Below are 26,744 nucleotides of genomic sequence, written 5' to 3'. Positions count from 1 at the left end.
GGCACGCTTATTGCTGAACCTCGGGGACCATGTGCCCAGGTGACAGACATTGAGCGATATTTCGACCATTCCGGCGAGCGTGCCGGGCGCGACCCGCCCGGCACCAGCAATGGGCGGCGGCGGCGATGCGCGCACCCGCGCCGCGATCGCGCGCGCCGCCGAGCGGACGGGCACGGACTTTTCCTACCTGCTCGCGCAGGCGCGCATCGAATCGAGCCTCAACCCCTCCGCCCGGGCCCCCACCTCCTCCGCGAGCGGTCTCTACCAGTTCATCGACAGCACCTGGCTGGCGACGCTCGACCGGCACGGCGACAGCTACGGCCTGTCGCACATCGCCGGGGCGATCGACACGCGTGGCGGGCGCAGCTTCGTCAACAACCCCGCACTGCGCGGACAGATCATGGGCCTGCGCAACGATCCGGACGTCTCCTCGATGATGGCGGGCGCGCTCGCGCAGCAGAACCGCGCCGCGCTGTTGCCGGTGCTGGGCCGCGAGCCGCAGCCGACCGAACTCTACATGGCGCATTTCCTGGGCACCGGCGGCGCGACCCGCTTCTTCACCGCCCTCGCCGCCAATCCCGACCAGTCCGCCGCTGCGCTGCTGCCGCAGGCCGCCGGGGCCAACCGCTCGATCTTCTATGGCCCGGGCGGCGCGCCCCGCAGCCTGCGCGGCGTGATGCAACTGATGGAAAGCAAGATGGCGCGCGCCATGGCCGCCGACGGTGGCGGCCTGCCCGGCCCGTCGACGCTGGAAGGCGAATTCGCCCTTGCCCGCGGCGGATGGCAAAGCGCGCCCTCTTCGGCCGGCAATTTCGGCGGGGCCGCACCGGCGGCTCCGGCCCCGATGCGCGGCACGCCGTCGATGTCGGATACGCTGCGCGACAATTTCGGTTTGGCCAATGGGAGCGGAGGCGACCGTGGTCATGTCCGCGCGGCCTATGACAAGCTGAAGGCGTTCGGACTATGACCGGGACAACCCCACTTTCCCCGGGTGCCTTTGCACTTCCGGTGGCAATCCTCGTACTTATCGTGCTGATGGTGTTGCCCATCCCGACGCTGATGCTCGATGCGTTTTTCGTCCTTAACATCGCGTTTTCAATAGCGATTTTGATGGTCGCGATGAACGCCGCGAAGCCGCTCGACTTCTCTTCCTTCCCGTCCGTCCTGCTGTTCGCGACACTGCTTAGACTCGCGCTCAACGTCGCGTCGACGCGCATCGTGCTGGTCGGCGGACACAACGGATCGGGCGCGGCGGGCAAGGTGATCGAGAGCTTCGGCGAGTTCCTGATCGGCGGCAATTTCGCGGTCGGCCTGTTCGTCTTCATGATCCTGCTCATCATCAACATGGTGGTGATCACGAAGGGCGCGGGCCGCGTTTCCGAGGTTTCGGCGCGCTTCACCCTCGACGCCCTGCCGGGCAAGCAGATGGCGATCGACGCCGATATCGCCGCCGGGCTGATGACCGCGGAAGAAGCGAAGGCGCGCCGCGCCGAGGTCGCGACCGAAGCCGATTTCTACGGCGCGATGGATGGTGCTTCCAAGTTCGTGAAGGGCGACGCGATCGCCGCTTTGCTGATCCTGGCGGTCAACATCATCGCCGGGTTCTGCCTCGGCATGATCAGCCACGGGCTGACCGCGGCCGAGGCGGCGCAGCATTACATCACGCTCGCCGTCGGCGACGCGCTGGTGGCGCAGGTTCCCTCGCTGCTGCTCTCCATCGCCGCCGCCGCGATCGTCACCCGCGTAACCGACAAGAGCGACCTGGCGGGGCAGATCGGCGGCCAGTTCGCCGATCCGCGTAGCTGGCTGCCGGTGGCGCTGGTCCTGGGTGGCCTGGGCGTGATACCGGCGATGCCGCAATCGATCTTCCTGCCCGCCGCAGCGGGCGCGTTCTGGCTCTACTTCGTCCTGCGCCGCCGCGCCGCTCGCCCCGAGCCGGTTGCCGAGACGATCGAACCTGCGAAGCCCGAGGCGCTCACTATCGAGGACGTATCGGACCACACGCTGGTGACGGTCGAGCTCGGCTACGGCCTCGTACATCTCGTCGACGAGGCGCGCGGATCGTCGCTGGTCGCGCGCATCACCGGGGTGCGCAAGCAGCTGTCCCAGGAATTCGGCTTCGTGGTGCCGCAATTCCGCCTGCGCGACAGCCTGCAGATGGCACCCAACGATTATCGTATCACCATCGGCGGCACGCCGGTTGGTGGCGGACAGATCCTGTCCGACCAGGTCCTGGCGATCGATACCGGGGACGTCATGCCCCAGCACGGTATCCATGGTACTCCCACGACCGATCCCAGCTTCGGCTGTCCGGCCCTGTGGATCGCGCCGGGCGAGCGGGATCAGGCGGTCGCGGAAGGATTTCTGACGGTCGATCCCGGCACGGTTGTCGCGACGCACCTCAACCAGCTCCTGCGCCAGCGGGGGCCGGAACTGCTCGGGCCGGAGGAAGTTCGCGCCATCGTCGATTCGCTGCGCGAGCGTTCGCCGGGTGTGATCGAGGCGATCACGCCGGAGCCGCTCTCGCTGGCGGCCCTTACCCGCCTGCTGCGTGCCCTGATGGCAGACGGCATCACGCTGGCGCACCCCGGACCGGTGATGTCCAGCATCGCGCTCGCGCTCCAGCATACGCAGGAATTCGACGCTCTCATCGATCGCGTACGGGCCGATTTGGGTGCCTGGCTGGTGGGTCGCATCTGCCCGCCCGACGCTAAGCTGCCCGTCATCACGCTCGACGCGGCGCTGGAAAGCGCGGTGCTGGGCGGCATGCGCGATCCCGCGACCGGCCAGCCGATCATCGAGCCGGACTGCGCCCAGATGATCGGGATGCGCATCGGCCAGATTTGTGCCGAGGCAGCCGAGGGCCGCAGCCCCGCGCTGATCGTGCAGCCTCCTGCCCGTCGCGCGCTTGCCGACCTGCTGCGCGCCCGCGCACCGTCCTGCCTAGTGCTGTCTATCACCGAACTGCCGCCCACCCAGCCGATCGAAGTCGTCGCGGTGATCGGCGAAACCGAACCTGCCCCGCAACTCGCTTCAGCCACGCCGGAGGTGCTTGCCGCATGAAACTGGACCAATCGCAATTCAACGCAGCCGCCGCCTATGGATCGGTGGACCTGATCGAGGACCGCGTGCGGCGGTTCGTTCCGATGGTGCGAAAGGCCGCGTGGCATATCCATGGCAGCGCGATGAACGAATTCGATGTGGAGGACCTGATCCAGGTCGGCCTGATCGCCTTGACGGAATGTGCCCAACGCCATGCCGGCCCCACGGAAGACGGCTTTGCCGCCTATGCGAAAATCCGGGTGCGGGGTGCGATCCTGGACCATGTGCGGCGAACCATTCCGGGCAGCAGGGGCAGCGGCGCGCGCCGCCGAAGGGTCGAGCATGCGACGAGCCGGCTTCGCGCCCGACTCCGCCGTGAACCGCGCGCGGACGAGCTCGCCGCGGAGATCGTGGAGATCGGCGGCAGTCTGTCCGATCTCGAAGCGGAACCCATGCGCACCGCATCGCTGGACACCATGTACGACGACACCAGCGATATGTTCGCGGACGATCGCCCCAACCCCTTCGAACTTCTAAGTGAGCACGAGGACAGCGAACGGCTCGGTCGCATCGTAGCCGCCTTGCCCGAACGCCTGCAGACGGTGCTCCAACTCTACTTCGTCGAAGAGCTGAACCTCGCCGAAATCGCCCAGGTTCTCGAGGTCAGCGTACCGCGAGTCCATCAGCTGAAAGCGCAAGCGCTGAAGATCGTCCGCAAAGAGTTGCAGCCAGAGTAACCATTGTTAAAGTCGTAGCGGGCAGGGTGAAGCGAGACGCCGGGGCGGGCTTGGCCGGACCGGTGGGCTTTTCGCTTCGCAAACGTTAACAGGGTCTCGGGTTAAGACAGGCAATGCTGAAATTCGCGGTGGTGGACCACGACATGCGGCGCAAGGCCGACGTGGTGATGCAGTTTTCCGATATCGGCCATTCTTGCGCACCTTATGACAATGTGGAGGAATTCGCGGACTCCGGGCGGCACTATGATCTGCTGTTGCTCGCCGAACGGGCCGATGGTGCCTTTCGCGACGATCTCGAGAGCTTGCGATCCACCGTCCATGGCCAGAAGACGATCATCTATTCGACCGATCCGCATTACGCGAACGCGTGCGAGGCCCTACGGCTAGGGGCGCTCGACCTGCGGGCGTGGCCTTTCGACCTGACCGAGATCGAGGCGTGGTGGCATCGCAATGCGGAAACCTTCCTGCCCGTCAATCGCCTCCGCCTCCGCACCCGCGAGGCCCGCGACCGGCTCGCCGCTCTCACCAGCCGCGAACGGGATATCCTGCACGCCATTGCCGACGGGAAATCGAACAAGATGATCGCGGCCGGGCTGGGCGTCAGTCACCGCACCATCGAAGCGCATCGTCTCCGCTTGCTGAAAAAGATCGAGGTTACGAATTCCAGCGATGCGGTGCGCATTTCGATCGAAAGCCGGCTCTTCGATCCCGCCTGAGCCGCGTCAGGCCGGTCGGCGCCCGGTTTCCGCGAACGCCTGCTCCATCTCTAGAAAATCGTCCCGCAACGCCGTGAGCTCCGCGCGGTCGAACCTGGAACTGCCGCGAACCAGCTTGGCGCACGCATCGCCATAAACCACCAGCAGCGCCTCCCCCAGCGGCTGTGACACGTCGACGCCCAGCTTCAGCGCCTGAACGCAGGAGAGCGCCTTCAGCACGGCGGTCGAACGCTTGCCCGGTTGCGCATAGGTATCGAAGCACAGCGCGCGATTGATCGCGCCGATCGCCTCGGCCAGGCACAGGCGAGTCAGTTGGCCGGTATCGCCACCCACGATGTAGGCGTCGATCTCGACCCGGCGATAGGCTTCGGATGGCGCGATGGCTTGCAGCATGGATCAGTCCTTCGCCGTCCAGAGCGCGACCTGAGACTTCAGGAAGGACAGCGTCGATTGCGATTGTGTAACCCGGCGGTCCGCCCAGGAGAACGACCTGCCCAGTTGCGCCCGCAGGTTCTCCTGCTGCTCGGCGATTTTTTCCAGGCGGTTTTCAATCTGTGTCTGCTGCCGTTCGTAACGTGCGATGGAGCCGCCCAGCGAACCCGGATCGGTCGTGCTGCCCAGGTTGCGGGCGAGCTTGTCCATCGTCGCGAAGACGCCATAAAGCCCCGACGTGAACATCCCGGCCGCCCCGTCCGGATCCCTTGCGAGCGTTTCCTTCAGCCGATCGGCATCAAGGCGAAAGGTGCCCTCCCGGCTGGCGGTGAGGCCCAGATCGCCGAGTGTTCGCGGCGCTCCCGCCGGGGCATTGGGCATGATGACCGTACCCGCCAGCGCCGCCAGTTCGCGCTTCAGTGCGCGCGCGCCGGAATCGTTTCCGAGTTCCCCGCCGAGCGGACTGGCCGTTTGCTTCAGCTGCCCGGTCACGTCGTTCAGCGCCGCGACCAGATCCTCCATCAGAGAGGTAATCGCCCCATCCTTGCGGTCGAACGAAATCTCGGTCGGCGCACCAGCATTCGTGCCGGTCAGGGTCAGCGACAGGCCCGCAGGCAGGCCGGTGACGGTATTGGTGGCGCTGGTTACCTCCACTCCGTCGAAAACCAGCCGGGCATCCTTCGCGGTGGCTTTCAGCTGCCCCCCGTCGGTCGCAGGCGACCAGTCGAGAAAATCGATATTGCCGGGCGCGGATGCGCCCCCGCCCACACTCGCGCCGCTGCCGGAGATCGTGAAGCCGTTAACTGCGCCCTGTTCCCCCTTGATCACCAGCTGCGCCCCGGAGCTGCCGGAGACGACATAGGCGGTAAGCCCGCTGCCGGAAGTGGATATCTTGCTCGCAAGCGTGCTCAGGGTATCGTCGGCGGTCACCTCGATCGAAAGCGGGGCAGTGCCGCCATCGGCTGAGAACGAACCGCCGGAAACCGTGCCAAAATCGAAGGTCAGGGTGCCCTCCCCGACCAGACTGTCGGACGTGGCATAGGGTTTGCCGACGAGCGTCTGGCTGCTCGCAAGCTGCGTCACCTCCAGCGAATAGGTGCCACTGGCACGCGCGCCGCCCGCCACCGATACCTTAGCGACCGCGGGGTTCGCGGTCGCGGCGCTGGCGGCGAGATCGCCGGTGCGGACCCGTTCACCCAGGGCGCTCGCCAGTTGCGACAACTGCCCCTTCAGTGCCGCAGCCGCCGAAATGCGCGTTTCCATCAAATCGCTGCGCGATTTCAACTGCTCGATCTGCGCCGCATATTTCGCGGTGGAAAGATCGGTGGCGAGTTTCGCCATGTCGATGCCGCTGCCGCCGCCCAGTGCGGAAAGGATGGAGGAGGAGGGATTGTCCATGGCTTTTAGAACGGCTGGGTCGGGCCCGGTTTAAGCCGCTTACGGGCGTCCTTCGGCATCGAATTGCAGCGCCGATGGCACCGTGATCGTTGGGCGGGAAACGCGATCCCCACGCTTCAGCGACATCACGAAGGCCAGCACGCTGGCGATGGCTGCGTAGAGCTCCTCGCGCACCATCTGGTTTTCCCTTGTGGTGAAGTAGACCGAGCGCGCGAGGGCGGGATATTCCATCACCGGCACGCCGTGTTCGGCGGCCAGTTCGCGCATCGCCAGCGCCTTCTCTCCGCGACCCTTCGCGAGCACCACCGGAGCGGCGGCGAGAGCGGGATCGTAGGTCATCGCGACCGAAAAATGGGAGGGGTTGGTAAGGATGAACTGCGCGTCCTTGACTGCATTCGCCACGCCCCCGCGCGCGAGCTGCCTCTGCCGCTGCCGGATCGCGGCCTTTTTCTCGGGGGAGCCTTCGCTCTGCTTGTGCTCGTCGCGCATTTCCTGATGCGTCATCTTGAGCCGGCCCATCCGCCGGATCCACTGGATCGGCCAGTCGATGAAGGCGATCAGCACCAGCCCGACGGCGAGCAGCAGCAGCAGCCGCGCGATTGCATCCCACGCGGTGGACAGCTGCCCGACCAGATCGCCGCGCCCGAGGCTCAGCACCTCCATCACATGCGCCCCGCCCCAGAACCAGGCGATCGAGCCCAATAGCAGTATCTTCAGCAGGCTCTTGCCGAGTTCGATCAGGCCCTGCATTCCGAACATCCGCTTCAGCCCCGATCCAGGGTTGATGCGCGATCCCTTCGGTTTCAGGTTTCCCGCCAGGAAGCGGCCCTCCCCCAGCAGCAACTGCGACACCAGCGTCGCCAGCATGATGCAGCCGCCCAGCGCGACCACTGGCGGCAGCATCGACATGAGCAGGTCCAGCATCAGATCGCCCGGCGTGAAGTCGGCCAGTTGCGCCCGGTCGAAGGAGAAGCTGCTGCGCGCACCCTCCTCCATCGCGCCGAACAGCCACGGGCCGGCCACGATCAGCCACACCGCGCCCACCATCACGGACACCGCCGTGCCCACTTCCTTGGAGCGCAGGACATCGCCCTTTTGCGCCGCGTCGCGGCGGCGCTTCTCCGTCGGGGCGAAGGCCTTTTCACCGGACTGGTCGCTCATGGCGTGGCGATCCTCCCGACCTGATCGATCGCCTGCGCCGATAGGGCCACGAACTGGTCGGTGATGAGTGGCGTGGCCGCGATCAGGGCAGCGATACCCGCCAGCACACCGGCGGGCAGCCCCAAGGAGAACAAGTTGAGCGACGGAGCCGAACGGCTCAGCACGCCGGTGACCATCTGTACCAGCAGCAGCGCGAGCGTGACCGGCAGCGCGATCGCCACCGCCGTGGCGAACATCTCACCGGCGAAGGCGGCGATCACGAGCGCCTGGTCCGCGCTCATCCATTCGCCCCCCGGCGGCAGCGCGCGATAGCTCTCGATCACGAGCCGCAGCCACAGCAGGTGCCCGCCCACAGCGAGGAAGATCAACGTGAGTACGAGGGTGAAATATTGTCCCAGAGCGGTCGACTGGCCGCCGGTGTTGGGATCGGCGGCGGTGGCGATCGCCATGCCCATCGCGCCCGAAATCTGCTCCGCCGCGAGGACCGGCGCGGCGAAGCTCAACTGCAGCACGAAACCGCAAGCGAGCCCGATCACGATCTCACTGACCAAGGCGGTCAGCGCGGCGAGCGAGAAGAGGTCGGCCGGCGTCGTTACCGGCACCCAAATCTGCACGAACACGCTGATCGCACCGGCCATGATGATCCGCAGCTGCACCGGCACGCTGGTCGCGCCGAAGATCGGCGCGGCAACCAGCGCGGCACCGATGCGGGCGCTGATGAAGATCAGCTTCCACAACTCCGCCTCGATATTGCCGAAACCGAAATCGGGCAGCATCAGCTGGCGATCCCCGCGATCTGCTGGAATATCTCGCGCGCGAAATCGCTGATGAGACCCATCATCGACGCGCCGAACAGCACCAGGACCAGCGCGATGATCGCCAGCTTGGGGACGAAGGTCAGCGTCTGTTCGTTGACCGACGTCGCCGCCTGGATGATGCCGACCAACAGGCCCACCGCGAGGGCTGCCAGCAGCACCGGCGCGGCGACCAGCGCGGTCGTCCACAGCATCCGGTCGGCCAGCGCGAGAAGGGAAGCGGAATCGTTCATCAGTGCATCCTTGTCAGGCGAAACTCATCGCGAGCGAGCCCATCAGCAGGCTCCACCCGTCGATCAGGACGAACAGCAACAGCTTGAACGGCAGGGACACGATCGTCGGCGACAGCATCATCATGCCAAGGCTCATCAGCACGCTCGACACCACGAGGTCGATGACAAGGAACGGCAGGAACAGCATGAACCCGATCTGAAACGCGGTCTTTAGTTCGCTGGTCACGAACGACGGCAGCAGGATCGAAAACGGAATGTCCTGCGGCGATTCGAACTTGGGCGAATTGGCGATGTCCGCGAACATGGTGATGTCGGCGGTGCGCGTCTGCCGGATCATGAAGGCGTGGAAGGCGTCGCCCGCATTGGCGATCGCCTGATCGGCGGACAAAGTACCGGCCGAATAGGGCTGCAGCGCCTGTTCGTTCACCGTGGTCAGGGTCGGCGCCATCACGAACAGCGACAGGAACAGCGACAGGCCGATCAGCACCTGATTGGGCGGCGACTGCTGGAGCCCGAGAGCTTGGCGCAGAATCGAAAGCACGATGATGATGCGCGTGAAGCTGGTCATCATCAGCACCAGCGCGGGCAGCACCGTCAGCAGCGCCATAATCAGCAGCAGCTGCAGCGAGAGGGTCAGCGGCGCCTGCCCCTGGCCATCCGCCGCGCCCAGCGCGCGCTCGAGCGCACCGCCGACGGACCCGGCGGGGGCGGCCAGTGCAGGCTCGGCGGCGAATGCGACCAGAGCCATGCAAATTGTCAGTATGGCGGCGCGCTTCAGCGGTTTACGCATCTTCGGGCTCCACCGGCGGGCGCGCTTCGGCCTCAGCCAGGCGGGTCAGGCCGTGGCGGGAACTGCCCACGAGGATTTCTCGACCATGGAATTCGATGACCGCGAGCTTCACGCCGGGCGACAGCATCGTCGTTTCGATCAGACGCGCCGCCTTCGTCCGGCCCGCCGGGACGAAGCGCCCCTGCAGCCGCTTGGTAAGCCACAGGCTGCCCCAGATCATCCCGCCCAGCAGGGCGAGCATCAGGATCAGCTTGACGACGTACCAGGCCATCAGGCGGCCTCTTCCGCCGAAACGGGGTTGTCGTTGTCTTCATCGCCCGCCATCTTGACGATGCGCAGCGCGAAGCGATCGCCCTGGGTCACGATCTCGGCCTTCGCTATGGCCTGCCCGTTGACATAGACGTCCAGCAGTTCGTCGGTCATCCGGTCCAGCGGCACGACGCTGTCCGGGCCGAGCGCGAGCACGTCCTTCAGCTTGACCTGCGTGCGGCCGAGTTCGACCGAAAGGCGAACGTCGACATTGCGCAGGAGATCGAGGGAACGGGTAGTCATGGCAAAAGGGCCTTTCTGGAAGGGTAATTTCAGGAGAGGGTGCTGACGCGCAGGGCGACGCGATCATCGACGCTGCCGACGCTGCCATGTGCAATCACGCGGTCGCCGACCCGCAGGGGCACCTGGCGTGCGATCGGCAGGGGAACGATGTCGCCCGGTTTGAACGCCGACACGCGCGAAAGCGGCAGCGTGGTTTCCGCCACCACCGCAACCAGGTCGAACGGGGTCTCGGCGAGCGCGCCCGACAGGGGATCGCTCGTCCGCTTGCGCGCGGTGGGATCGGCGTGCGTCCGCCGCACGGCGAAGCGGGACTTTTCACCACTGCGCAGCGCCAGGCCCAGCAACCAATCCGGGGCATCGGGTTGCACCACGGTGAACTCCAGCACCGTGCAGCTTTCGTCGGCACCCAACGTGTCGAAGGCCGAATGGCGCGAATTGTCCGCGATCTGGGCCTTGCCGAGCGACGGGAGCGCGCGTTGCATGGCATCGCCCAGCAGCGTGCGGAACTGTGTCGCGACCAGATCCGCCATCAGCGGCAGTTCGACCGGCTCGTCGCCATCGGCATCGATTCCGTCCCCGCCAAACAGCCGGTCCGTCAGAGCGATCAGCGTCTTCGCATCGAGGGTCGAAACGATCTGCGCTCCGACCGCGGGAAAGACGATCGTCGCCGCGGTGGAGATGGCGTTCGCACCGCCGGTCAGTTCGGCCACCGGCCGCACGGTGGGCGCCGCGCACGACACGCGCAGCTTGGTCGCTCCGAGCAGAGCGCCCAGGCCCGGTGCCAGTGCGCGGGCGAGATCGGCCCCGAACTGCGCGAAACCCTCGCCATCCGCGTCCTTCCCGGAATCGGCGCGAAAGAGTTCTGCGCAGTGCCGCGCCACCGGGCGCGCGCGGTCGAAAGAGCTTTCCGGCTTCACTGGACGAGGTAGCCGAGGAAATAGATGTTATCGACGCCGCCGAAGCCTTCGCGCTCGGTCAGGACCTCGTTCACGGCTTTGGTCAGGCGGCGCTGCAGGTCTTTCTTGCCCGCGGCACTGGTCGCCTGTTCCTCGGTGGTTTCGGCAAGCTGGACTAGCATCGCGGAGCGCAGGGCAAGGTCGTGCTTTCCGAGCCATTGCAGCACGCGCCCGTCCCGACGGGTGGACGCGGCCAGGGTTACCTGGATGAGCGCCGGCGAAGCCTTCAGATTGGACGTAAAGCTGTCCTGAAACTGATAATAGCTGGTCCGGTATTCGCTCCCGCCCTCGCCATCGACGATCTCGGCCTCGTGCTCGCCACCTTTGGTTGCAGGGGCGTAGGGATCCTCCTCACCCTTGCGCAGAAGCTTGGGCATGTCGGGCTCGTGGGCCGCGGCGGATTTGCCCAGCAAGCCCATTTCCACTGCGGCGAAGGCACCGCCCGCACCCGCGCCGGTCAGCGCCAGTGCGCCGACCGCCATCTTGAGCTTGCCGCCTTTCTTGGGTTTTTCGGTCTGGTCTTGGTTTTTAGCCATCGTCTTTGGTTCCTGTCAGATCGTGCATTCAAGCGAAGATGCCGCGACCACGAGGCCGGGCTCTGGTCGAAGCATCGGAGGGGGTCTCGGCGTTCTCGCCGCTGTGTTGCTGGTCTGCGCGCGTGCGCGTGCCCTGTGCAGGCGAACGCTGCTGGTCGGTCGCGGTTTGCGATTGGGGCGGTGTCTGGCCCTGGTGCGCGTTGTGGCCCGCGGGCTGACCGTCATGACGAAGGGAATTGCTATCGGCGCGCACGCTCTCGCCGTGCGTGATCGAGCGGTCGGAGTGCCCGGTCTGAGCAAGCGCGGCTTGCACCGCCGGTGCGAAGTCCGGATCGGCGTTGCTGAGCGAGAAGGACAGCGCACCCGCCGCGATCCCGGATTCCAGACGCACCGATACCTTGCCGAAGTCGGCATTGCTTACCGCCATCTGCATTTCGCCGGAGCGGGCTGCGCTACGCGCCTCCATGAGGCGGTCGATCATCTGCGAGATATCGGTGTGCGGCATCGGACCGCTGGCGGGCGTTAGCGGCATAGGGGTCTGGCCCATGGCCGAGCTTAGCCCCGGCTGCTGGGTGGGAGCGGTCGAAGCCGTCGATGCGAGAGTAAAGCGGGCACTCGTCGCCTGCGCCTTCTCCCCGTGGTCCTGCGCCAAGCGCGCGCCCGGCGTCGGGTTTTCCTGCGCGGTTTCCGCATCGGCGTCCGCGCGACCGCCCGGGGCCGCTTCACCGCGTTCTATAGCGACCGGTGCCATGGCCAGTTTGACCGACTGCGTCGCCTGCCGCTCCGGCGTTGGAGCAGCGGGGGTAGCGGGAGCAGTATTGCCGGTTTCAGGAGCGAGCTTCGCCACTTCCACAACGGGTGCGCTTGCCGAACCTGGCGTGACCGCCGCTGCCGGAACGGGCTGCGACGTGGTGCCTGCCGACGCCGGAACCGCGCCACCGCTCGCCTGGAAAAGCGCATCGACCGCTTGCGGCTGGCTTGGCGTTGCCGGTGCGATCGCGACAGCCGCGCCGCGCGGCGTTTGCAGAGTTGCGGGCTGCTGGCGAAGGGTCGCGACCGGGGCCTCCGGCGCTTGGCGCAGGGCGCTCGGCAGAGACGGCGGCGTTGTCTGCGACGGCAGGCCGATAGTGCCCGCATGTTGCGCAGCGCCGCTTTCCGCCTCGACCAAACCTGTGGTCGCGGTAACGACCTGGGCAACCGCAGCGACATCGACCGGCATCGGCAAGGCGTTGCCGATCTGAACCGGCAAGATATTGCCGGTCTCTTCCGGTTCCTTGCCGGTTGCCGCTTCGCCCGGCAAAGCGTCGCTTTCACCGTCGCCGGTGATAGGTAGCAGCGCCACCTTCCCGGGCGCGACGGACATTGCGGAATTGAGCTGCACGGCAAAGGGGGAAACCGCAGATTCCCCCTGCGCACCTTCCGCCGGAACCGGTTTGGCAGAGCCGGCAACGACGCAATCGGCGATGGAAATGGTAGCGCTGGATGAAACTTGCTGCATCGGTAACCCGTCGTTCGGCGTTAAGGATACCGACTGTTATTCAAGTTCCGTGCCAATCCTTCCGCTCGGCTGCCGCGAACGCATTGCGGCGCTCGACCCGAAGGCGTTTGTCCACCATTTCACTGCGGCGATCGGCGGCGGCGAGGTCGCCGCGCGCGACCTCTACCCTCCGCTCCGCCTCGCGGGCATCGTTACGTGTGCGGTGGGAAAGGGCAGCTAGTTGTCCGCGAAAGGCGAGGTGGTAGGTCAGCATCCCCCCAGTCACGCTCTTTTCCGGTGAATCGTAATCGTTGACGAGTTGGCGACTGCGTTCCGCCAATAGCGCGAGCCGATCGAACTGCTCTCCGCTTGTGGCGACGCTTTCGGCGGCTCGCAAACGGTCGACCGCGCGCAGCCGTGCGATCCGTTCCAGCCGCCCGGACCGCCCCGTCCTAGCCATCGCCATTGATGATCCTGGAGAGAGCCTGCGCACTCTGCGCCAGATCGCTCTTCTCGCTCGCGCGCTGGCACAGGAAGGCCGAGAGAGCCTCGTGCATCTGCATCGCCCGGTCGACCGCGGGATCGGCACCTTGGCGATAGGCTCCCATAAGGACGAGATCCCGGTTCGCCTCGTAATCCGCAACCAGAGCACGGAAGCGGCGCGCGTCTTCGATATGCGCCTCATCCGCCACCGCGGTCATCACCCGGCTGAGGGAAGCGGGAATGTCGATCGCCGGATACTGACCCCGCTGGGCGAGATCGCGCGACAGCACGATATGGCCGTCCAGGATCGCGCGAGCGGTATCCACCACCGGGTCGTTATGGTCGTCGCCATCGGCGAGCACGGTGTAGAGCCCGGTGACGGCTCCGCCCGAGGTCGAGGAATTGCCCGCCCGCTCCACCAGCCCGGTTATGGTGGCAAGGGCGGAAGGGGGATAGCCACGGGCGGCACCCGGTTCGCCGAGCAGCAGCCCGACTTCACGCGCGGCGTGCGCGACACGGGTCAGGCTGTCCAGTATCAACAGCACCCGCTTTCCCTGCGCGCGGAAATATTCAGCCAGGGAAGTGGCAAACCGCCCGCCCCTGAGGCGCAGGTTCGCGGCATGATCGGCAGGTACCGCCACTACCACGGTGCGCTCGCGCGTCTCGCCCTGCATGTGGCGCGCGACAAAATCGGAAACCTCGCGGGCGCGCTCGCCAATCAGGCCGACCACGGCGACATCGCATTGCGCGCCATCGGCGATCATGTCGATCAGGACCGACTTGCCGACGCCCGATCCGGCCATGATCCCCATCCGCTGCCCCACGCCCATCGTGGTGAGCGCATTTATCGCGCGAATGCCGGTGTCGAAGGGATCGGTTACGGAGGCGCGTTCGAGCGCCGCCTCGCGGTGCCCACCCAGCGGCCACGCCTTGCGCGCCCTGATCGGTGGGCCTCCGTCGATCGGGCGACCGCGCGCATCGACCGCCCGCCCGATGAATTCCTCGCCCACCTGCACCATTCCGGGCGCGCCTTCGGCGCGGACGCGGGCCCCCGGCTTCAATCGCGTGGTATCGCCCAGCAGCATCATCAGCGAATATCCGCCGCGAAAGCCGATGACTTCCGCTGGCGCTTCCTCGCCCCCGGCTTCGCTTTCCACGCGCGCGATCGTCCCGATCGGTGCCGGCAGTCCCGACACCTCGATCAGCCCGCCATTGCAGGAATGGACGCGGCCATGGGCGACGCTACCCAGGTTGGGTTGCGCGGCCTTCAGGCCCTCGATTTCGCGCGAAAGGAGGTTCAGCACGCGGCAAAGGCGGCGCGCAGGGCCGCTGCCCATTCCATCGGCCCGTCGCTGACCCCGCCGTCATTGCCTTCCAGCCGCAACGCCCCGCGTTCCAGCATCGGGTCGGCCTCTATGGTCCAGCCCGCCGCGAATTCGGGGTCCAGCGCCACAGTATCGTCGGGATGCAGCATCAGCGTCAGCGCTTCCTTCGCTTCGCCAATCCGCTCCGCCGCGTCGAAACAGCGCTGCTGCAACCGCTCGCGGTCCAGCGTCAAGGGCATCAAAGCGTCCTCGCACAGCCCCACCACGGTCTCCGCCAGGCGATCGGCCAGCTCGCGCCGTGCGGTCTCGTCGAGCCGCTGAAACGAGAGGCGAAGCTTCTCGCGAGATCTCTCTACTTCCTCGGCTTCGATCTGCGCCTGCGCGCTCGCATGCGCTATTCCGGCGGCGAAGCCATCATTGCGCGCGGCCTCGAGCGCCGCAGCGTGATCGGCTTCCGTGGTTTCCTCGATCGGCGGTGCGAGGACGACCATCGTCCCGTCGAACCGGGAGTCGGGAACGAACGGGTTCGCCTCCTGCTCGAACGCGGCTAGCCATGCGGGCCGTCCGGCGGGCGCGTGTGACAGCGATTCAAACATACTCGCCATCGCTTTGTCCCAGAGCGATCTCGCCGCTTTCCGCCAGTTGGCGCGCAGTGGCAATGATGCTGCGCTGGGCGGTCATCATATCCGCCTTGCGGATGCGGCCGCGCAATTCGATCTCGTCGCGCACCCCGTCCGCCGCGCGCGACGACATGGCGGCGAAGATCGGTTCGCGATCCTCCTCGTCCAGACCCTTCAGCGCATCGATGAGAACGTCGTTCTCGACTTCGCGCAGGAGGCGACCGATCGACATGGCGTCGAGTTTCAGCAGCATGTCGAAAGTGAACAGCTCGGCCTCGATCTCGCGCGCCAGATCGGCATCGCGACTGTTGATCGACGGCATCACCAGCTTCTCGATATTGCCCTCGGCCCGATTGATCAGTTCCGCCGCTTCGCGCGCGCCGCCCATGCTGAGCGGCGTCTGGCCGAAGCGTTCGCTGATGCGGCGTGTCAGCATCGCGTCCAGCATGACGATGGCCTGGGTGGGAACCTTGCCCAGCCGCGCCACCCGCTCGACGATCAGCGGCTGCTTGTCCATCGGCAACTGCGCCAGCAGGCTGGCGGCGGAATCGGAATCGAGCAGCAACAGCAGCACCGCGATGACCTGCGGCGGTTCGTCCTCGATCAGGGTCAACAGGCTCTGCGGAGCCAGCCAGCGCGCGATTTCCAGCGAACGATTGACCTGGTTCGGCGCGATGCGATCCATCAGGTGACTGGCCTTGTCCGACCCGACCGCGCGCGACATCAGTTCGCGCACCTGCGTCGGGCGATCCTTCACCGGCAGCGTCTCGCGCGCCGCCTCCACGATGAAGCGGTCGAGCGCGGAAGCGATACCGGGCGCGTCCACCTCGCCCAGCGCGCACATGGCCTCGCCGAGGCGGTGGAGCTCTTCCGGTTCGAGCCGCGAGAGGATGGCAGCCGCCTCGTCCTCGTTGAACAGCATCACGATGATCGCCGCGCGATCGAAGTCGCTTGAGGGAAGGGGATAGCTCATCGTCCCGCCTCCACCGGAGCTGCCAGCATCCGTCGCAATGTGGCCGCAGCCTGATCGGGCTGTTCGACGGCCAGCCGACGCGCCAGCTCGACTTGCTCGCGCACGGATTCATGCGCGAGATTGGCCTGCGTGGTGGCCCCGCGAAGGGCGATCATGGACTGGCTGTCGAGGTCCGGGCTAGCGGTATCGTCCCCGTCCTTCTCCTCCTCGTCCCGGTCGCGGCGCAGATTGCGCAGCAAGGGACGCACCCCGAAGATCAGACCGAGTATCACCGCGAGCAGTGCGATGCCGTTGCGCAGGATGGTGCCGAACCATGCGGTCTCGTAGAACGGAGGCGCTTCGGTAACGACCGGGTCGAACGCGCTCGAGATGACCGTCACCTTGTCGCCGCGGTCGGGATTGGCTCCGACCGCTGCCGCCACGAGATTTTCGATCTGCTTGACGCTGGCGGGCTTGATCGTCTTGAGCGCCTCTGAGCTAAGTGCGACCGCGACGGACAGGCGGCGCACTGCGCCAGGCGTGGTCGTGGTCACCTGGACCTGACGCCCCAGCTCGTAGGTGCGGCGCGCGCTGCTTTCGCCCGAAGTCTCGGGATTGCCGGCAACCTGCGTATCCTGCGGCGGCCCCTCCTCAAGAACGTTCGGCGCGGGCGGCGTATTAGCGAGAACGCCGGGCACCCCGCCCGCCGGACCGGCCCCGCTCTGCTGCGAGCGCGACTGGGTCTCGCTGCGCAACGCGCCCTCCTTGTCGTAATTCTCCTGCGCGGAGGTCATCTCGTCGAGGTCCAGTTCGACCTGGACCTCGCTCGAAAAATTGCCTTCGCCCACGATCGGAACCAGCAGTTGCGCGATCTGGGCGCGGAGCTTTTCCTCGAACTGGCGTTGCAGGTCGAGCCCGACCGAACCGTCGCTGGTGGAACGGTCGGACAGCAGCTTGCCGTGCTGATCCACGATACGCACTGCATCGGCGCTCATCCCCGGAACCGAGGCGGCTACGAGATTGCCGATCGCGACAACCTGATCCGGAGACAGGTTTCGACCGCGCGCCATGCGCACCATGACTGAGGCGCTGGGCGCGGACTGTTCGCGCACGAAAACAGACCGTTCGGGCGTTGCAAGATGCACCCGCACCGCCTCGACCCCGTCGATCTCCATGATCGTCATCATCAATTCACGCTCGCGCACGTTGCGTACGCGCTCGCCCTCCAGCGTGCGGCTCGATCCCAGGGGAATCGCGTCGAGCATTTCGGACGTGCTTTCGGGCGCGGCCAGCGCGCCGTTGCTGGCGACGAGCATCCGCGCGCGATAGAGATCGTCCTCGCCCACGGTCAGCATACCCGTGGTGTTGTCGATGGTGTAGTCGATGCCACCCGTGTCGAGCGCACTCGCGACCTCGGCTCGTTCGGAATCGGACAGGCTGCCATAGAGCACGCGCTGGGGCGGCTGCGACAGCCCCACCCACAGCAGCGCCAGCGCCGACAGGCCGCCGAGCACACCGATCGCGGGCAGGCTCTTGCGGATCGCGGGCTGCGCGGTGAAGGCTTTCAGCCGTTCGCCGAAAGACCCGTATGCCGGATCGGTGAAGGCCCCCAGCAGCGAGGCGCGCGGCGCACCCGCGCCAGTGGGCGACGGAACGGCGAGAGCGGTGCTGCCCGCGCCGGAAGGAACGAGGTCTGCCATTGGTTACACACCCATCCGCATGATGTCCTGATAGGCCGACAACAGCTTGTTGCGGACCTGCAGGGTTGCCTCGAAGGCTATTCCGGCTTCCTGACGCGCCAGCATGACCTGCGCGACGTCGGTAACTTCTCCGCGTTCATACGCGGCGGTGATGTCCGATGCGCGTGTCTGCGTCGCGCTGACGGATTCCACCGCGCCTTTCAGCGCGTCGGCGAACCCGCCCCCGACCGGGGCCGTACCGGTAGGGGCAGCCTGCGCCACCTCCTTCCCGGTCGCTTCGTTGAGCGTCTTGAGCGCGTCGGAGCGCTCCATGATCTGGCGGCGCAGGTCCATCACCTGCTGCACGCCCGAGGTGGGTCCGATGCCGCTCATCGGCCAGCTCCGGCGACCGCGAGACCGGCCTCGCGCATGTCGGCCAAGCGATAGCGCAGCGTGCGCTCACTGATGCCGAGCCGGCGGGCGGTGGCCGCCCGGTTACCGTTGGTTTCTTCCAGGGCGTCGGCGATCGCCTGCGCTTCCATCTTGCGCACGATGTTGGACAGGCGCCCACCCTTCGCGGGCAGAACGTCCGTCGCTTCGGCTGAAACGGGCGCGGCGGCCTGGCTCGAGAGTCCTTCGAAAACCGACTGATCGCCAGGCGTCACTATGCGGGCGACCCGGTCGAATACGATGTGGCTCACGCCGATCTCGCGTTCCCCGTCCGCCATCACCAACGCGCGCCGGATGACGTTTTCCAGTTCGCGCACATTGCCCGGCCACTGGTGCTGCCGCAGTTTGGCCAGCGCCGCCGCCGATACGAAACCGGGCTCGCCTGGGCGCGTCGCGTGGCGCAGCATCATCGCGAAAGCCAGCGGGGCGATGTCGCCCGGCCGCTCGCGCAGCGCCTGCAACTGGATGGGAAAAACATTGAGGCGGTAATAGAGGTCGGGGCGGAAGCGTCCCTCGGCCACTTCCTGCGGCAGATCCCGGTTGGCGCAGGCGATCACGCGCACGTCCACCGCGACGGGCTTGGTCGCGCCGATGGGAACCACCTCCCCTTCCTGCAACGCGCGCAGCAGCTTCGCCTGCAGAGCCAGAGGCATCTCCGCGATTTCGTCGAGGAGCAGCGTGCCACCGTCCGCGGCCCGGAAGAAGCCTTCCGCTGCCTCGGTCGCGCCGGTGAACGCACCCTTCTTGTGACCGAAGAGCATCGCCTCCAGCATGGCCTCGGGCATGGCCGCGCAATTGATGGCGATGAAGGGGCCGTCGCGGCGCTCGCTGGTGCGGTGGATGAAGCGCGCCATTACTTCCTTGCCGGTTCCCGACGGACCTTCGATCAGCACGGGTACGTCGCTGAGCGCTACGCGCTCCGCCAGCATGAGGTTGGCCGCGCTCGCGGGATCGGCGCACATCGGGGTCACACCGGTATCGGCTGCCGCCAACAGCGCAGCGATCGGCGTCTCTCCCGTCGGATCCGCGTAGGTGAGGCGGAAGCCACGAGCACCGAGCGGCGCGAGATTCTGTTCCTCGCCACGCTCCAGTACGATCAGCAGATCGTCGCCCCGCCGTGCCGGGGCCGGAGAAGCGACATCGCACACGACGATCGTTCCCTTGCCGGGCAGGCGGGACAAGGCGCGCGAGACCCTCTCGCAAAGTGGCGCGTGAATTTTTTCCACGTCCGCATGAAAGTGGATTTGCGGCATTTACCGAGACCCCTGTTAATCATCTTTCCCGAGGGGGCCATTTGGAGCCTTACGTCCAACCATCCGGTAATTTTAGGGGCGGTAGTACTACCATGTCCGGGAACGGATCGGATTTTGCTGCGGGTCTTAATTTTCGATCCTGTCGGTCGCTCTTCCCCCTGTCAGCCGCGACACGGGGTCGGGTTGATGAAGCCACGACAGGAGTTTTCAAATGGCTGTTATCAATACCAATATTAGCGCGCTGAAGGCATCGAACGCTTCGGTTCGCGCCGACAAGATGATGGGCGTCGCGATGGAGCGTCTTTCCACCGGCAAGCGCATCAACAGCGCGAAGGACGACGCCGCCGGCCTCGCGATCGCGACCAGCATGACGTCGCAGATCCGCGGCATGGGCCAGGCGATTCGCAACGCGAACGACGGTATGTCGATGGCGCAGACCGCGGAAGGCGCGCTGGAAGAAGTAACCAACATGCTTCAGCGTGTGCGTGAGCTGGCCGTTCAGTCGAAGAACGAAACCTACGATGCCACCGACCGCGGTAACATGCAGAAGGAAGTCACCGAGCTTACTTCGCAGATCAACTCGGTGCTCACCAACACGAAGTTCAACGGCAACGCGCTGTTCAACAACACGGCCACTGCGTCCACCGCCGCCGAGAACTTCGACATCCAGGTTGGCCCCAACTCGGCCGACACCGTGACGATCGAGAAGGTCCAGATCGACGCGACAAACCTCAGCGCCACCGGTCTCGACGTGACCGACACGACCAAGGCGGCTGCGACCATGACCAATGTCGACAACGGCCTCAAGGCGGTCAACACCGCTCGCGCCACGCTCGGTGCGTCGCAGAACCGTCTCGACTCGGTGGTGAACGACCTGACCACCAATTCGACCAACCTCGCCGACGCGCGTTCGCGGATCGTCGATGCCGATTACTCGGCCGAAACGACCGCCCTCGCGAAGTCGCAGATCCTTAGCCAGGCTTCGACCGCGATGCTCGCGCAGGCCAATCAGAGCCAGCAGAACGTCCTGTCGCTCCTGCGCTAAGACCGCGGTCCTTCAAAGACCCGATCCCGGGGACCCGGCAGGAAACTGTCGGGTCCTTTGGCGTTTGTGGCTATTGCGACGAGTCGGCGCGCACCGGCACGGTAGCGGTCGACGGAATTTCCGCGCCTCCACTCTCGAACCCACCGCCTAGTGCCACGAACAGGTTCGCCTGGTTCTGGAGATAGGCGCGCCGGGTCATCAGCAATTGCTGCCGCGCGCTGAACAGGTTGCGTTCCGCATCGAGCACCTGAAGGTAATCGGTCACGCCCTCGCGATAGCGCAGCCGCGCGATCCGGGCGGTGTCTTCCTGAGCGCGCACGGCCTGTTCCTGAACCGCGACCTGCCGCGCGATATATTCACGCCCCGCAAGCCCGTCCGACACTTCGCGGAACGCGGTCTGGATCGCCCGTTCATAGGTCGCGACCTGCTCTGTTTCCTGCGCACGAGCGAGGTCGAGCTGACCCTCTCGCCGACCCCAGTCGAAGATCGGCAAGTCGATCGACGGTCCGACCGAGTAGAAGAAGTTCCCGGTATCGAAGAGGCCGTCGAGACTGCTCGAGGTAAGGCCTGCCCGCCCGGTAAGCGAGATCGAAGGAAAGAACGCCGCCCGCGCGGCACCTATATTGGCGCGCGCGGCGGTCAGGTTCTCTTCCGCCTGCACGATATCGGGCCGCCGGAGCAGCAGATCGGACGACAGCCCCGCGTCGAGCCGGAGCTGGTTCTCCTGCTGCGCCAGCGTCAGGGACGGCGGGAGATCGGCCGGTGTTTCACCCCCCACCAGCACCAGTAATTGGTTGCGAAGCTGGGCGGCGGAGAGCTGCTCGGTCGCCAATTGCTGGTCCGCCTGGGTCAGCAGCGTTTCCGCCTGATAATAGGGAAGCGCGGAATCGACCCCCGCGTCCAGCCGCCTCTTCGCCAGACGAAGCCCTTCGCGCCGCGATTCGGCGGTGGCCTGCGCCAGCTCGATCTGTTCCTGCGTTTCGACCAGTTCGTAATAGGTCGTGGCGACATCGGCGATCAGCGAGAGATAGAAAGAGCGCTGGGCCGCGACCGATGCGAGATACTGCGCCCGCGCCGCCGCCGACAGGTTGGCAACGCGCCCCCAGAAGTCGAGTTCGAACGCGCTCACACCAACGCCGACCTGGAACTGATTGGTCGTAATCGCGCCTTCGCCGGTCGTCGCTCCCCCCGTGCCGCCAGTTCCGGGCACTCCGGTGCCAGGCGTTCCGGTGCCAGGCGTTCCGGCGAATCCGGCAGAGCCCGTCGGGAAACGGCTGCGGGTGACGTTGCCCGTGGCAGCGATGGTGGGAAGGCGCTGGCTCGTCTGGATCTGGTACTGCGCGCGTGCCTGCGCGATGCGGGCCGTCGCCGCGACGAGATCGCGGTTGTTCGAGAGCGCGGTGCCGATCAGCGAGTTGAGCCGCGGATCGACGAAGAACTGCCGATAGGACAGGGTTGCGGCGACCACCTCTCCGTTCGGTCGATAGGTTGGCTCGTACGCGCTTGGCACGGACAGCGGCGGGCGCTCGTCGGCGGGCGCTAGATTGACGCAGCCGGTCAGCACCAGCGCCAGAGCACTGGCCGAAGCGCCGAGCCTCGTTCCCCTCACGACGACATCCCTTCGTCTTGCGCTTGTTCAGGGCGCGCGCTGTCCATCGTTCCCGCCGCGCTAGGCTGGCCTCGGCTCAGATGCCTGCGCACCAGCAGGTAAAGCAGCGGGATCACGAAGATGCCGATCGCGGTGGCGGTTATCATCCCACCCATCACGCCTGTGCCAACCGCGACCCGGCTGGCCGCGCCCGCCCCGCTTGCCAGGACCAGCGGCACCATCCCGAGAATGAATGCCAGCGACGTCATGATGATCGGGCGCAAGCGAAGGCGTGCCCCTTCCTTCACCGCTTCTATCGGGCTCTTGCCCTGCTCTTCTTCCTCGATCGCGAACTCGACGATCAGGATGGCGTTCTTCGCTGCCAGACCGATGATCGTGATGAGCCCCACGTTGAAATACACGTCTGCCGACAATCCGCGCAGCATCGAGAGGATGACCGCTCCGAGTACGCCGAGCGGCACGATCAGCAGCACCGCGATGGGCACCGCCCAGCTCTCGTATAGCGCCGCGAGCACAAGGAAGACGACCACGAAGCTCAGCCCCAGCAGCAAGCCGATCTGTCCGCTCGACTGCTTCTCCTGATAGGAGATACCGGTCCATTCGAAGCCAACGCCGTCGGGCAGTTGCTGCGCAAGCTGCTCCAGCTCCGCCAGCGCCGCCCCCGAACTCTTGCCGGGGGCTGCGGAGCCCGACAGGGTCATGGCTGGATAGCCGTTATAGCGCGCGAGGCTTGGTGGGGCGGCGGTCCAGTCCACCGTCGCGAAGGCGCTGAAGGGGACCAGACTGCCCTCTGCGTTCGGCACCCGCAGGGCCAGCACATCCTCCGGCGTCATGCGATAGGGTGCATCCGCTTGCGCCAGCACCTGGAGCACGCGGCCTTCGCGGTTGAAGTCGTTCACATAGGCCGACCCGAAAACGGTAGACAGAGCCGTGTTCACATCGGTGATCGACAATCCGAGTGAGGTTGCCAGTACCCGGTCAATGTTCACATCGAGCTGCGGAACGGGTGGCTGGTCCTCGGGCCGCAGCTCTCCGATGATGTCGCTTTGCGATGCAAGGCCGAGCAGCTGGTCGCGCGCCTGAGTCAGCACTTCGCGCCCGACACCGGCCCGATCTTCCAGCTTCATGGAGAAGCCACTGGCATTGCCGAGCTCGCGGATCGCGGGCGGCTGGATCACGAACGCCTGTGCGCTGTCGAACTGGCCAAACTGACCCATCGCCTGGCTCATCAGCGCGGACGCGGATTCGCCGTCGCCGGTCCGCTCGCTCCAGTCGATCAGCGGCGTGAAGATGATCGCCGCGTTCTGGCCGCTGCCATAGAAACTGAAGCCGCGGACTGCGACTACGTTTCGACCACGTCCTTGCCCATCCAGTATTTCACGATCGGGTCGATCGCCTGGTTGGTACGTTCCTGCGTAGCGCCCGGCGGTCCCTGGATCGCGGTAATCAGATAGCCTTGGTCCTCCGTCGGCAGGAAGGCGCTTGGCAAACGGGTGAAGAGCAGCACCGCCAGACCGATCAGCAGCGCGAACACCGCGAGGCCGCGCATGGTGTGAGCGAGGATTTTCTCGTTCACATTGACGTAGCGCTCGGTCATCCGATCGAACCAGGCGTTGAATTTCTCCAGTCCGCGCCGGAGCAGGCTAACACCTTTCGCGAACAATCCCTTGATGCCACCCTTCTCCCGGTTCGCCTCGAGCCGATCCATCTCGGCCTGCTCCTCTTCCTCCGTCTTGAGGAAGGTCGCGCACAGCGCGGGGGTCAGGGAAAGGGCGAGGAAAGCCGAGAAGAAGATGGAAATCGACAGTGTCGCCGAAAACTGACGGTAGATCGCGCCAACGGAACCGGGGAAGAACGCCATCGGAATGAACACGGCGATCAGGACCAGCGTGATACCTACGATGGCACCGGTGATCTGGTCCATCGCGATACGGGTCGCTTCCTTGGCCTCAAGACCATCCTCGCGCATGATCCGCTCGACATTCTCGATCACCACGATCGCATCGTCGACCAGGATACCGATCGCCAACACCATGCCGAATAGCGTGAGGACGTTGATCGAGAACCCGAAGAGCCACAGGCCGAGGCACGCGCCCGCCAGCGCGATCGGCACCACCAACGCGGGGATCAGCGTGGCGCGCCATTTCTGCAGGAACAGGAACATGACGAGAAAGACGAGGATCATCGCCTCGACCAGCGTCTTGACGACTTCCTCGACCGAAATGCGCACGAACGGTGTGGTATTATACGGAATGCTCCACGCGACATCGGCCGGCAGCTGTGGACCCAACTCCTCCATGCGCTCGTGCACACCGGTATCGGTCGACAACGCGTTTGCACCGGTCGCCAGCTGGATCGCCATGCCGGCCATCGGTTTGCCGTTGAGAGTGGTGGAAGTCGCGTAGCTCTGGGCGCCCAGTTCCACGCGCGCGACATCCCCCAGCCGCACGGTGGCACCGCCGGTATCGCCGCGCAGCACGATCTCGCGAAATTCCTCCGGCGTCGTCAGACGGCCGCCGGGCACGATCGTGGCGGTAATTTCCTGCCCGTCGGTATTCGGCAAAGCACCTATGGAGCCGCCCGCGGTCTGGCTGTTCTGCGCGCGAACGGCAGCGATGACCTCGCTCGGCGAGATGGAGAAACTGGCAAGTCGCTCGGGATCGAGCCAGATGCGCATCGCGTATTCCGAACCGAACAGACGCACGTCGCCCACGCCCGGCACACGGCGCAGTTCGTCGATGACTTGCGTCGATGCGATATTGCCGAGGTCGGTGGTGGACAATTCGCCGCTACGCGAGGTCAGCGCGACGATCTCGAGGAAGCCGGTATTGGCCTGCCGCACGACGATGCCCTGGCGGCGGACGTCCTCGGGCAGGCGCGCCTGCACCGTGCTCAGCCGGTTCTGAACCTCGGTCTGCGCGATATCGATATCGGTGCCGGACTCGAACGTGACCGTGATCTGCGCGGTGCCGTTCGATTGGCTCGACGAGTCCATGTAGAGGTAGCCCTCCACCCCGTTGAGCTGTTGCTCGATTACCTGGGTGACGTTTTGCTCCAGCGTCTCGGCGTCGGCACCCGGGTAGGTGACGCTGATCGAGAGCGAGGGCGGCGCAACCGTTGGATATTGTTCGACCGGCAATGCGCGCAGCGCAATGATCCCGGCGAGCAAAATCGCGATCGAAATCACCCAAGCAAAGATCGGCCGGTCGATGAAGAAGCGTGAAAGCACCTCAGCGCGCCTGCTGGGTCTGGTCCGTCGCCCCCGACTTGGCCTGCGCCGTGCCTTGCTGCGGCGCACCACCCTTCTTCGCCGCACCCTTCCCGTCTGCACGCTGCACCGCCACACCGGGGCGCATCTTCTGCAAATTGCTCGTCACCACGACATCGCCAGGCTTCAGCCCGCTGGTGACGATCCACTCACCATCGACCATCTGTCCAAGCTTGATCGGACGCGGCTGGACCTTCCCGTCCTGCCCGACGACGAATACCGTTCCGCCCTGCTCGGTCATGTTGACCGCCCGCTGCGGCACGGTGATCCCGCCCTTGCGCTTGCCCGCGAAAATGGTCGCGCGAACGAACTCGCCGGGCAGCAACTGGCTGTCGGGGTTGGAGAATTCGGCGCGCACGGCGACAGTGCCGGTCTGCTGGTCGACCGAATAATCAAGGAAATCGATATAGCCGGGTATGGGATACTTGCCACCGCTGGGGAAGCTCAGGCGCACCTCGACCAGATCGTTGTCGCCCAGGTCGATATTGCCCGCCGTGATTTCGTCGCGGATTTCCTGCAGCTGCGTCACGCTCTGCGCGAAGCGGACGTAGATCGGGTTGATCTGCTGGACACGGGTCATCAGCGTGCCCTCGGTCCGCGAAACCAGCGCACCCTCGGTGACGTCGGCGGCGCTCGCGCGACCCGCAATCGGGGAGCGAACGGTGGTATAATTAAGCTGCAACTGCGCAGCCTGCACGGCAGCGCGCAATTGCGCGACATTGGCCCGCGCCTCGCGCTCCGCAGCGACCGCGGCGTCGAATTCCTGGCCGCTAATGGCGTTTTCCTTCACCAGTGGGCGATAACGGCTGACCACCGCCGAAGCGTTGGCGAGGGTCGCCTGCGCGCGTTGCAGACTCGCTTGCGCTTGCTGGACTTCGGCCCGCATCTCGCTCGGATCGATCTTGAACAAAGGCTGGCCCTTCGAAACGAAGGTGCCTTCCTCGTACAGGCGCTGCTGCACGATACCGTCGACGCGGGCGCGAACTTCCGCCTCGCGCACCGGCTCGACCCGCCCGGGCAATTCGATGACGTTGGGCACTTCGTGCGTACTGATCGTGACCGTCTGCACGGGCACGGCGGGAGGAGCCTGCTGCTCTTCGCCCTTGGAACAGGCTGCAAGCGAAAGCAGCGCCGCGAGGCTGATAAGTCGTGCCACCATGCGTGGCCCCCTATCGTGCTTCTTCGCACCTGCGAAGCCCCAAAGGGCCGCCTGAT

Annotated in this window: 25 protein-coding genes and 1 pseudogene; 5 read left to right on the top strand and 21 right to left on the bottom strand. The window is 65.8% G+C overall.

Features of this window, described 5'->3' with window-relative positions; all coding sequences use genetic code 11:
* The first annotated feature begins 49 nt into the window (after positions 1-49).
* The 4 genes from F7D01_RS10270 to F7D01_RS10255 all read left to right on the top strand — a co-directional run bounded on the left by F7D01_RS10270 (position 50) and on the right by F7D01_RS10255 (position 4,495).
* A complete protein-coding gene (locus F7D01_RS10270; RefSeq protein ID WP_251566720.1) occupies positions 50-967 on the top strand; it encodes a transglycosylase SLT domain-containing protein in 918 nt (305 codons plus the stop codon).
* Positions 964-3,063 (top strand): flagellar biosynthesis protein FlhA, encoded by a 2,100-nt coding sequence (locus F7D01_RS10265; RefSeq protein ID WP_215227481.1) that lies wholly within the window; start codon positions 964-966, stop codon positions 3,061-3,063. Before F7D01_RS10270 ends, F7D01_RS10265 begins: the two co-directional genes overlap by 4 nt.
* A complete protein-coding gene (locus tag F7D01_RS10260; protein ID WP_215227480.1) occupies positions 3,060-3,779 on the top strand; it encodes a sigma-70 family RNA polymerase sigma factor in 720 nt (239 codons plus the stop codon). The genes F7D01_RS10265 and F7D01_RS10260 overlap by 4 nt, the downstream gene beginning before the upstream one ends.
* Before the next feature lie 113 nt (positions 3,780-3,892).
* Complete coding sequence (locus F7D01_RS10255; protein ID WP_215227479.1) at positions 3,893-4,495, top strand: response regulator transcription factor; 603 nt, start codon at positions 3,893-3,895, stop codon at positions 4,493-4,495.
* A 6-nt stretch (positions 4,496-4,501) separates the two neighbouring features.
* Here F7D01_RS10255 and F7D01_RS10250 read toward each other — a convergent pair whose 3' ends face one another.
* The 18 genes from F7D01_RS10250 to F7D01_RS10165 are packed head-to-tail and all read right to left on the bottom strand — an operon-like array spanning position 4,502 to position 19,535.
* Positions 4,502-4,888 carry a hypothetical protein gene (locus F7D01_RS10250; RefSeq protein ID WP_215227478.1) on the bottom strand — a complete coding sequence of 129 codons (387 nt, stop codon included), beginning with the start codon at positions 4,886-4,888 and terminating at the stop codon, positions 4,502-4,504.
* Positions 4,889-4,891: 3 nt separating this feature from the next.
* Positions 4,892-6,325 carry a flagellar filament capping protein FliD gene (gene fliD / locus F7D01_RS10245; RefSeq protein WP_215227477.1) on the bottom strand — a complete coding sequence of 478 codons (1,434 nt, stop codon included), beginning with the start codon at positions 6,323-6,325 and terminating at the stop codon, positions 4,892-4,894.
* 39 nt (positions 6,326-6,364) lie between these two features.
* Positions 6,365-7,486: a flagellar biosynthesis protein FlhB gene (locus F7D01_RS10240; RefSeq protein ID WP_215227476.1), complete on the bottom strand. Its 1,122-nt coding sequence runs from the start codon at positions 7,484-7,486 to the stop codon at positions 6,365-6,367.
* Complete coding sequence (gene fliR, locus F7D01_RS10235; protein ID WP_371819590.1) at positions 7,483-8,262, bottom strand: flagellar biosynthetic protein FliR; 780 nt, start codon at positions 8,260-8,262, stop codon at positions 7,483-7,485. The genes F7D01_RS10240 and fliR overlap by 4 nt, the downstream gene beginning before the upstream one ends.
* Positions 8,262-8,534 (bottom strand): flagellar biosynthesis protein FliQ, encoded by a 273-nt coding sequence (gene fliQ, locus F7D01_RS10230; RefSeq protein WP_215227475.1) that lies wholly within the window; start codon positions 8,532-8,534, stop codon positions 8,262-8,264. Before fliQ ends, fliR begins: the two co-directional genes overlap by 1 nt.
* 13 nt (positions 8,535-8,547) lie before the next feature.
* Positions 8,548-9,324, bottom strand: a complete 777-nt coding sequence (gene fliP / locus F7D01_RS10225) for a flagellar type III secretion system pore protein FliP (protein WP_215227474.1) — start codon at positions 9,322-9,324, stop codon at positions 8,548-8,550.
* Positions 9,317-9,595 (bottom strand): flagellar biosynthetic protein FliO, encoded by a 279-nt coding sequence (locus tag F7D01_RS10220; protein ID WP_215227473.1) that lies wholly within the window; start codon positions 9,593-9,595, stop codon positions 9,317-9,319. The genes fliP and F7D01_RS10220 overlap by 8 nt, the downstream gene beginning before the upstream one ends.
* A complete protein-coding gene (locus F7D01_RS10215; RefSeq protein ID WP_215227472.1) occupies positions 9,595-9,876 on the bottom strand; it encodes a FliM/FliN family flagellar motor switch protein in 282 nt (93 codons plus the stop codon). The genes F7D01_RS10220 and F7D01_RS10215 overlap by 1 nt, the downstream gene beginning before the upstream one ends.
* Before the next feature lie 29 nt (positions 9,877-9,905).
* Complete coding sequence (locus F7D01_RS10210) at positions 9,906-10,757, bottom strand: FliM/FliN family flagellar motor switch protein (RefSeq protein WP_215227471.1); 852 nt, start codon at positions 10,755-10,757, stop codon at positions 9,906-9,908.
* Between the two features lie 32 nt (positions 10,758-10,789).
* Positions 10,790-11,368, bottom strand: a complete 579-nt coding sequence (locus F7D01_RS10205) for a flagellar basal body-associated FliL family protein (RefSeq protein WP_215227470.1) — start codon at positions 11,366-11,368, stop codon at positions 10,790-10,792.
* A 28-nt stretch (positions 11,369-11,396) separates the two neighbouring features.
* Positions 11,397-12,866 (bottom strand): hypothetical protein, encoded by a 1,470-nt coding sequence (locus F7D01_RS10200; protein WP_215227469.1) that lies wholly within the window; start codon positions 12,864-12,866, stop codon positions 11,397-11,399.
* Positions 12,867-12,906: 40 nt separating this feature from the next.
* Positions 12,907-13,311: a hypothetical protein gene (locus F7D01_RS10195; RefSeq protein ID WP_215227468.1), complete on the bottom strand. Its 405-nt coding sequence runs from the start codon at positions 13,309-13,311 to the stop codon at positions 12,907-12,909.
* Complete coding sequence (locus F7D01_RS10190; RefSeq protein WP_371819589.1) at positions 13,298-14,632, bottom strand: FliI/YscN family ATPase; 1,335 nt, start codon at positions 14,630-14,632, stop codon at positions 13,298-13,300. The genes F7D01_RS10195 and F7D01_RS10190 overlap by 14 nt, the downstream gene beginning before the upstream one ends.
* Positions 14,626-15,258: a flagellar assembly protein FliH gene (locus tag F7D01_RS10185; protein WP_215227466.1), complete on the bottom strand. Its 633-nt coding sequence runs from the start codon at positions 15,256-15,258 to the stop codon at positions 14,626-14,628. Before F7D01_RS10185 ends, F7D01_RS10190 begins: the two co-directional genes overlap by 7 nt.
* Positions 15,242-16,246, bottom strand: a complete 1,005-nt coding sequence (locus tag F7D01_RS10180; protein WP_215227465.1) for a flagellar motor switch protein FliG — start codon at positions 16,244-16,246, stop codon at positions 15,242-15,244. Before F7D01_RS10180 ends, F7D01_RS10185 begins: the two co-directional genes overlap by 17 nt.
* Positions 16,243-17,925 (bottom strand): flagellar basal-body MS-ring/collar protein FliF, encoded by a 1,683-nt coding sequence (gene fliF, locus F7D01_RS10175; RefSeq protein ID WP_215227464.1) that lies wholly within the window; start codon positions 17,923-17,925, stop codon positions 16,243-16,245. Before fliF ends, F7D01_RS10180 begins: the two co-directional genes overlap by 4 nt.
* A gap of 3 nt (positions 17,926-17,928) precedes the next feature.
* On the bottom strand, positions 17,929-18,297 hold the full coding sequence (gene fliE, locus F7D01_RS10170) for a flagellar hook-basal body complex protein FliE (RefSeq protein ID WP_215227463.1): 369 nt from the start codon (positions 18,295-18,297) through the stop codon (positions 17,929-17,931).
* On the bottom strand, positions 18,294-19,535 hold the full coding sequence (locus F7D01_RS10165) for a sigma-54-dependent Fis family transcriptional regulator (protein WP_251566719.1): 1,242 nt from the start codon (positions 19,533-19,535) through the stop codon (positions 18,294-18,296). The genes fliE and F7D01_RS10165 overlap by 4 nt, the downstream gene beginning before the upstream one ends.
* Positions 19,536-19,818: 283 nt before the next feature.
* Between F7D01_RS10165 and F7D01_RS10160 the strand changes: the two genes are divergently transcribed.
* The gene (locus F7D01_RS10160; protein ID WP_215227461.1) at positions 19,819-20,652 is read left to right on the top strand and encodes a flagellin; all 834 of its coding nucleotides are present in this window, start codon (positions 19,819-19,821) and stop codon (positions 20,650-20,652) included.
* Between the two features lie 70 nt (positions 20,653-20,722).
* Here the strand turns inward: F7D01_RS10160 and F7D01_RS10155 are convergent, their stop codons facing one another.
* The 3 genes and pseudogenes from F7D01_RS10155 to F7D01_RS10145 all read right to left on the bottom strand — a co-directional run bounded on the left by F7D01_RS10155 (position 20,723) and on the right by F7D01_RS10145 (position 26,688).
* On the bottom strand, positions 20,723-22,261 hold the full coding sequence (locus F7D01_RS10155) for an efflux transporter outer membrane subunit (protein ID WP_215227460.1): 1,539 nt from the start codon (positions 22,259-22,261) through the stop codon (positions 20,723-20,725).
* Positions 22,258-25,490 (bottom strand): annotated as a pseudogene (locus F7D01_RS10150) (multidrug efflux RND transporter permease subunit). Before F7D01_RS10150 ends, F7D01_RS10155 begins: the two are co-directional and overlap by 4 nt.
* A gap of 1 nt (position 25,491) precedes the next feature.
* Positions 25,492-26,688 (bottom strand): efflux RND transporter periplasmic adaptor subunit, encoded by a 1,197-nt coding sequence (locus tag F7D01_RS10145; RefSeq protein WP_215227459.1) that lies wholly within the window; start codon positions 26,686-26,688, stop codon positions 25,492-25,494.
* Positions 26,689-26,744 lie beyond the last annotated feature (56 nt).

Origin of the sequence: Erythrobacter sp. 3-20A1M (assembly GCF_018636735.1) — a bacterium.
Taxonomy (GTDB): Bacteria; Pseudomonadota; Alphaproteobacteria; order Sphingomonadales; family Sphingomonadaceae; genus Alteriqipengyuania.
This window is presented reverse-complemented; position numbering and strand designations above follow the sequence as displayed.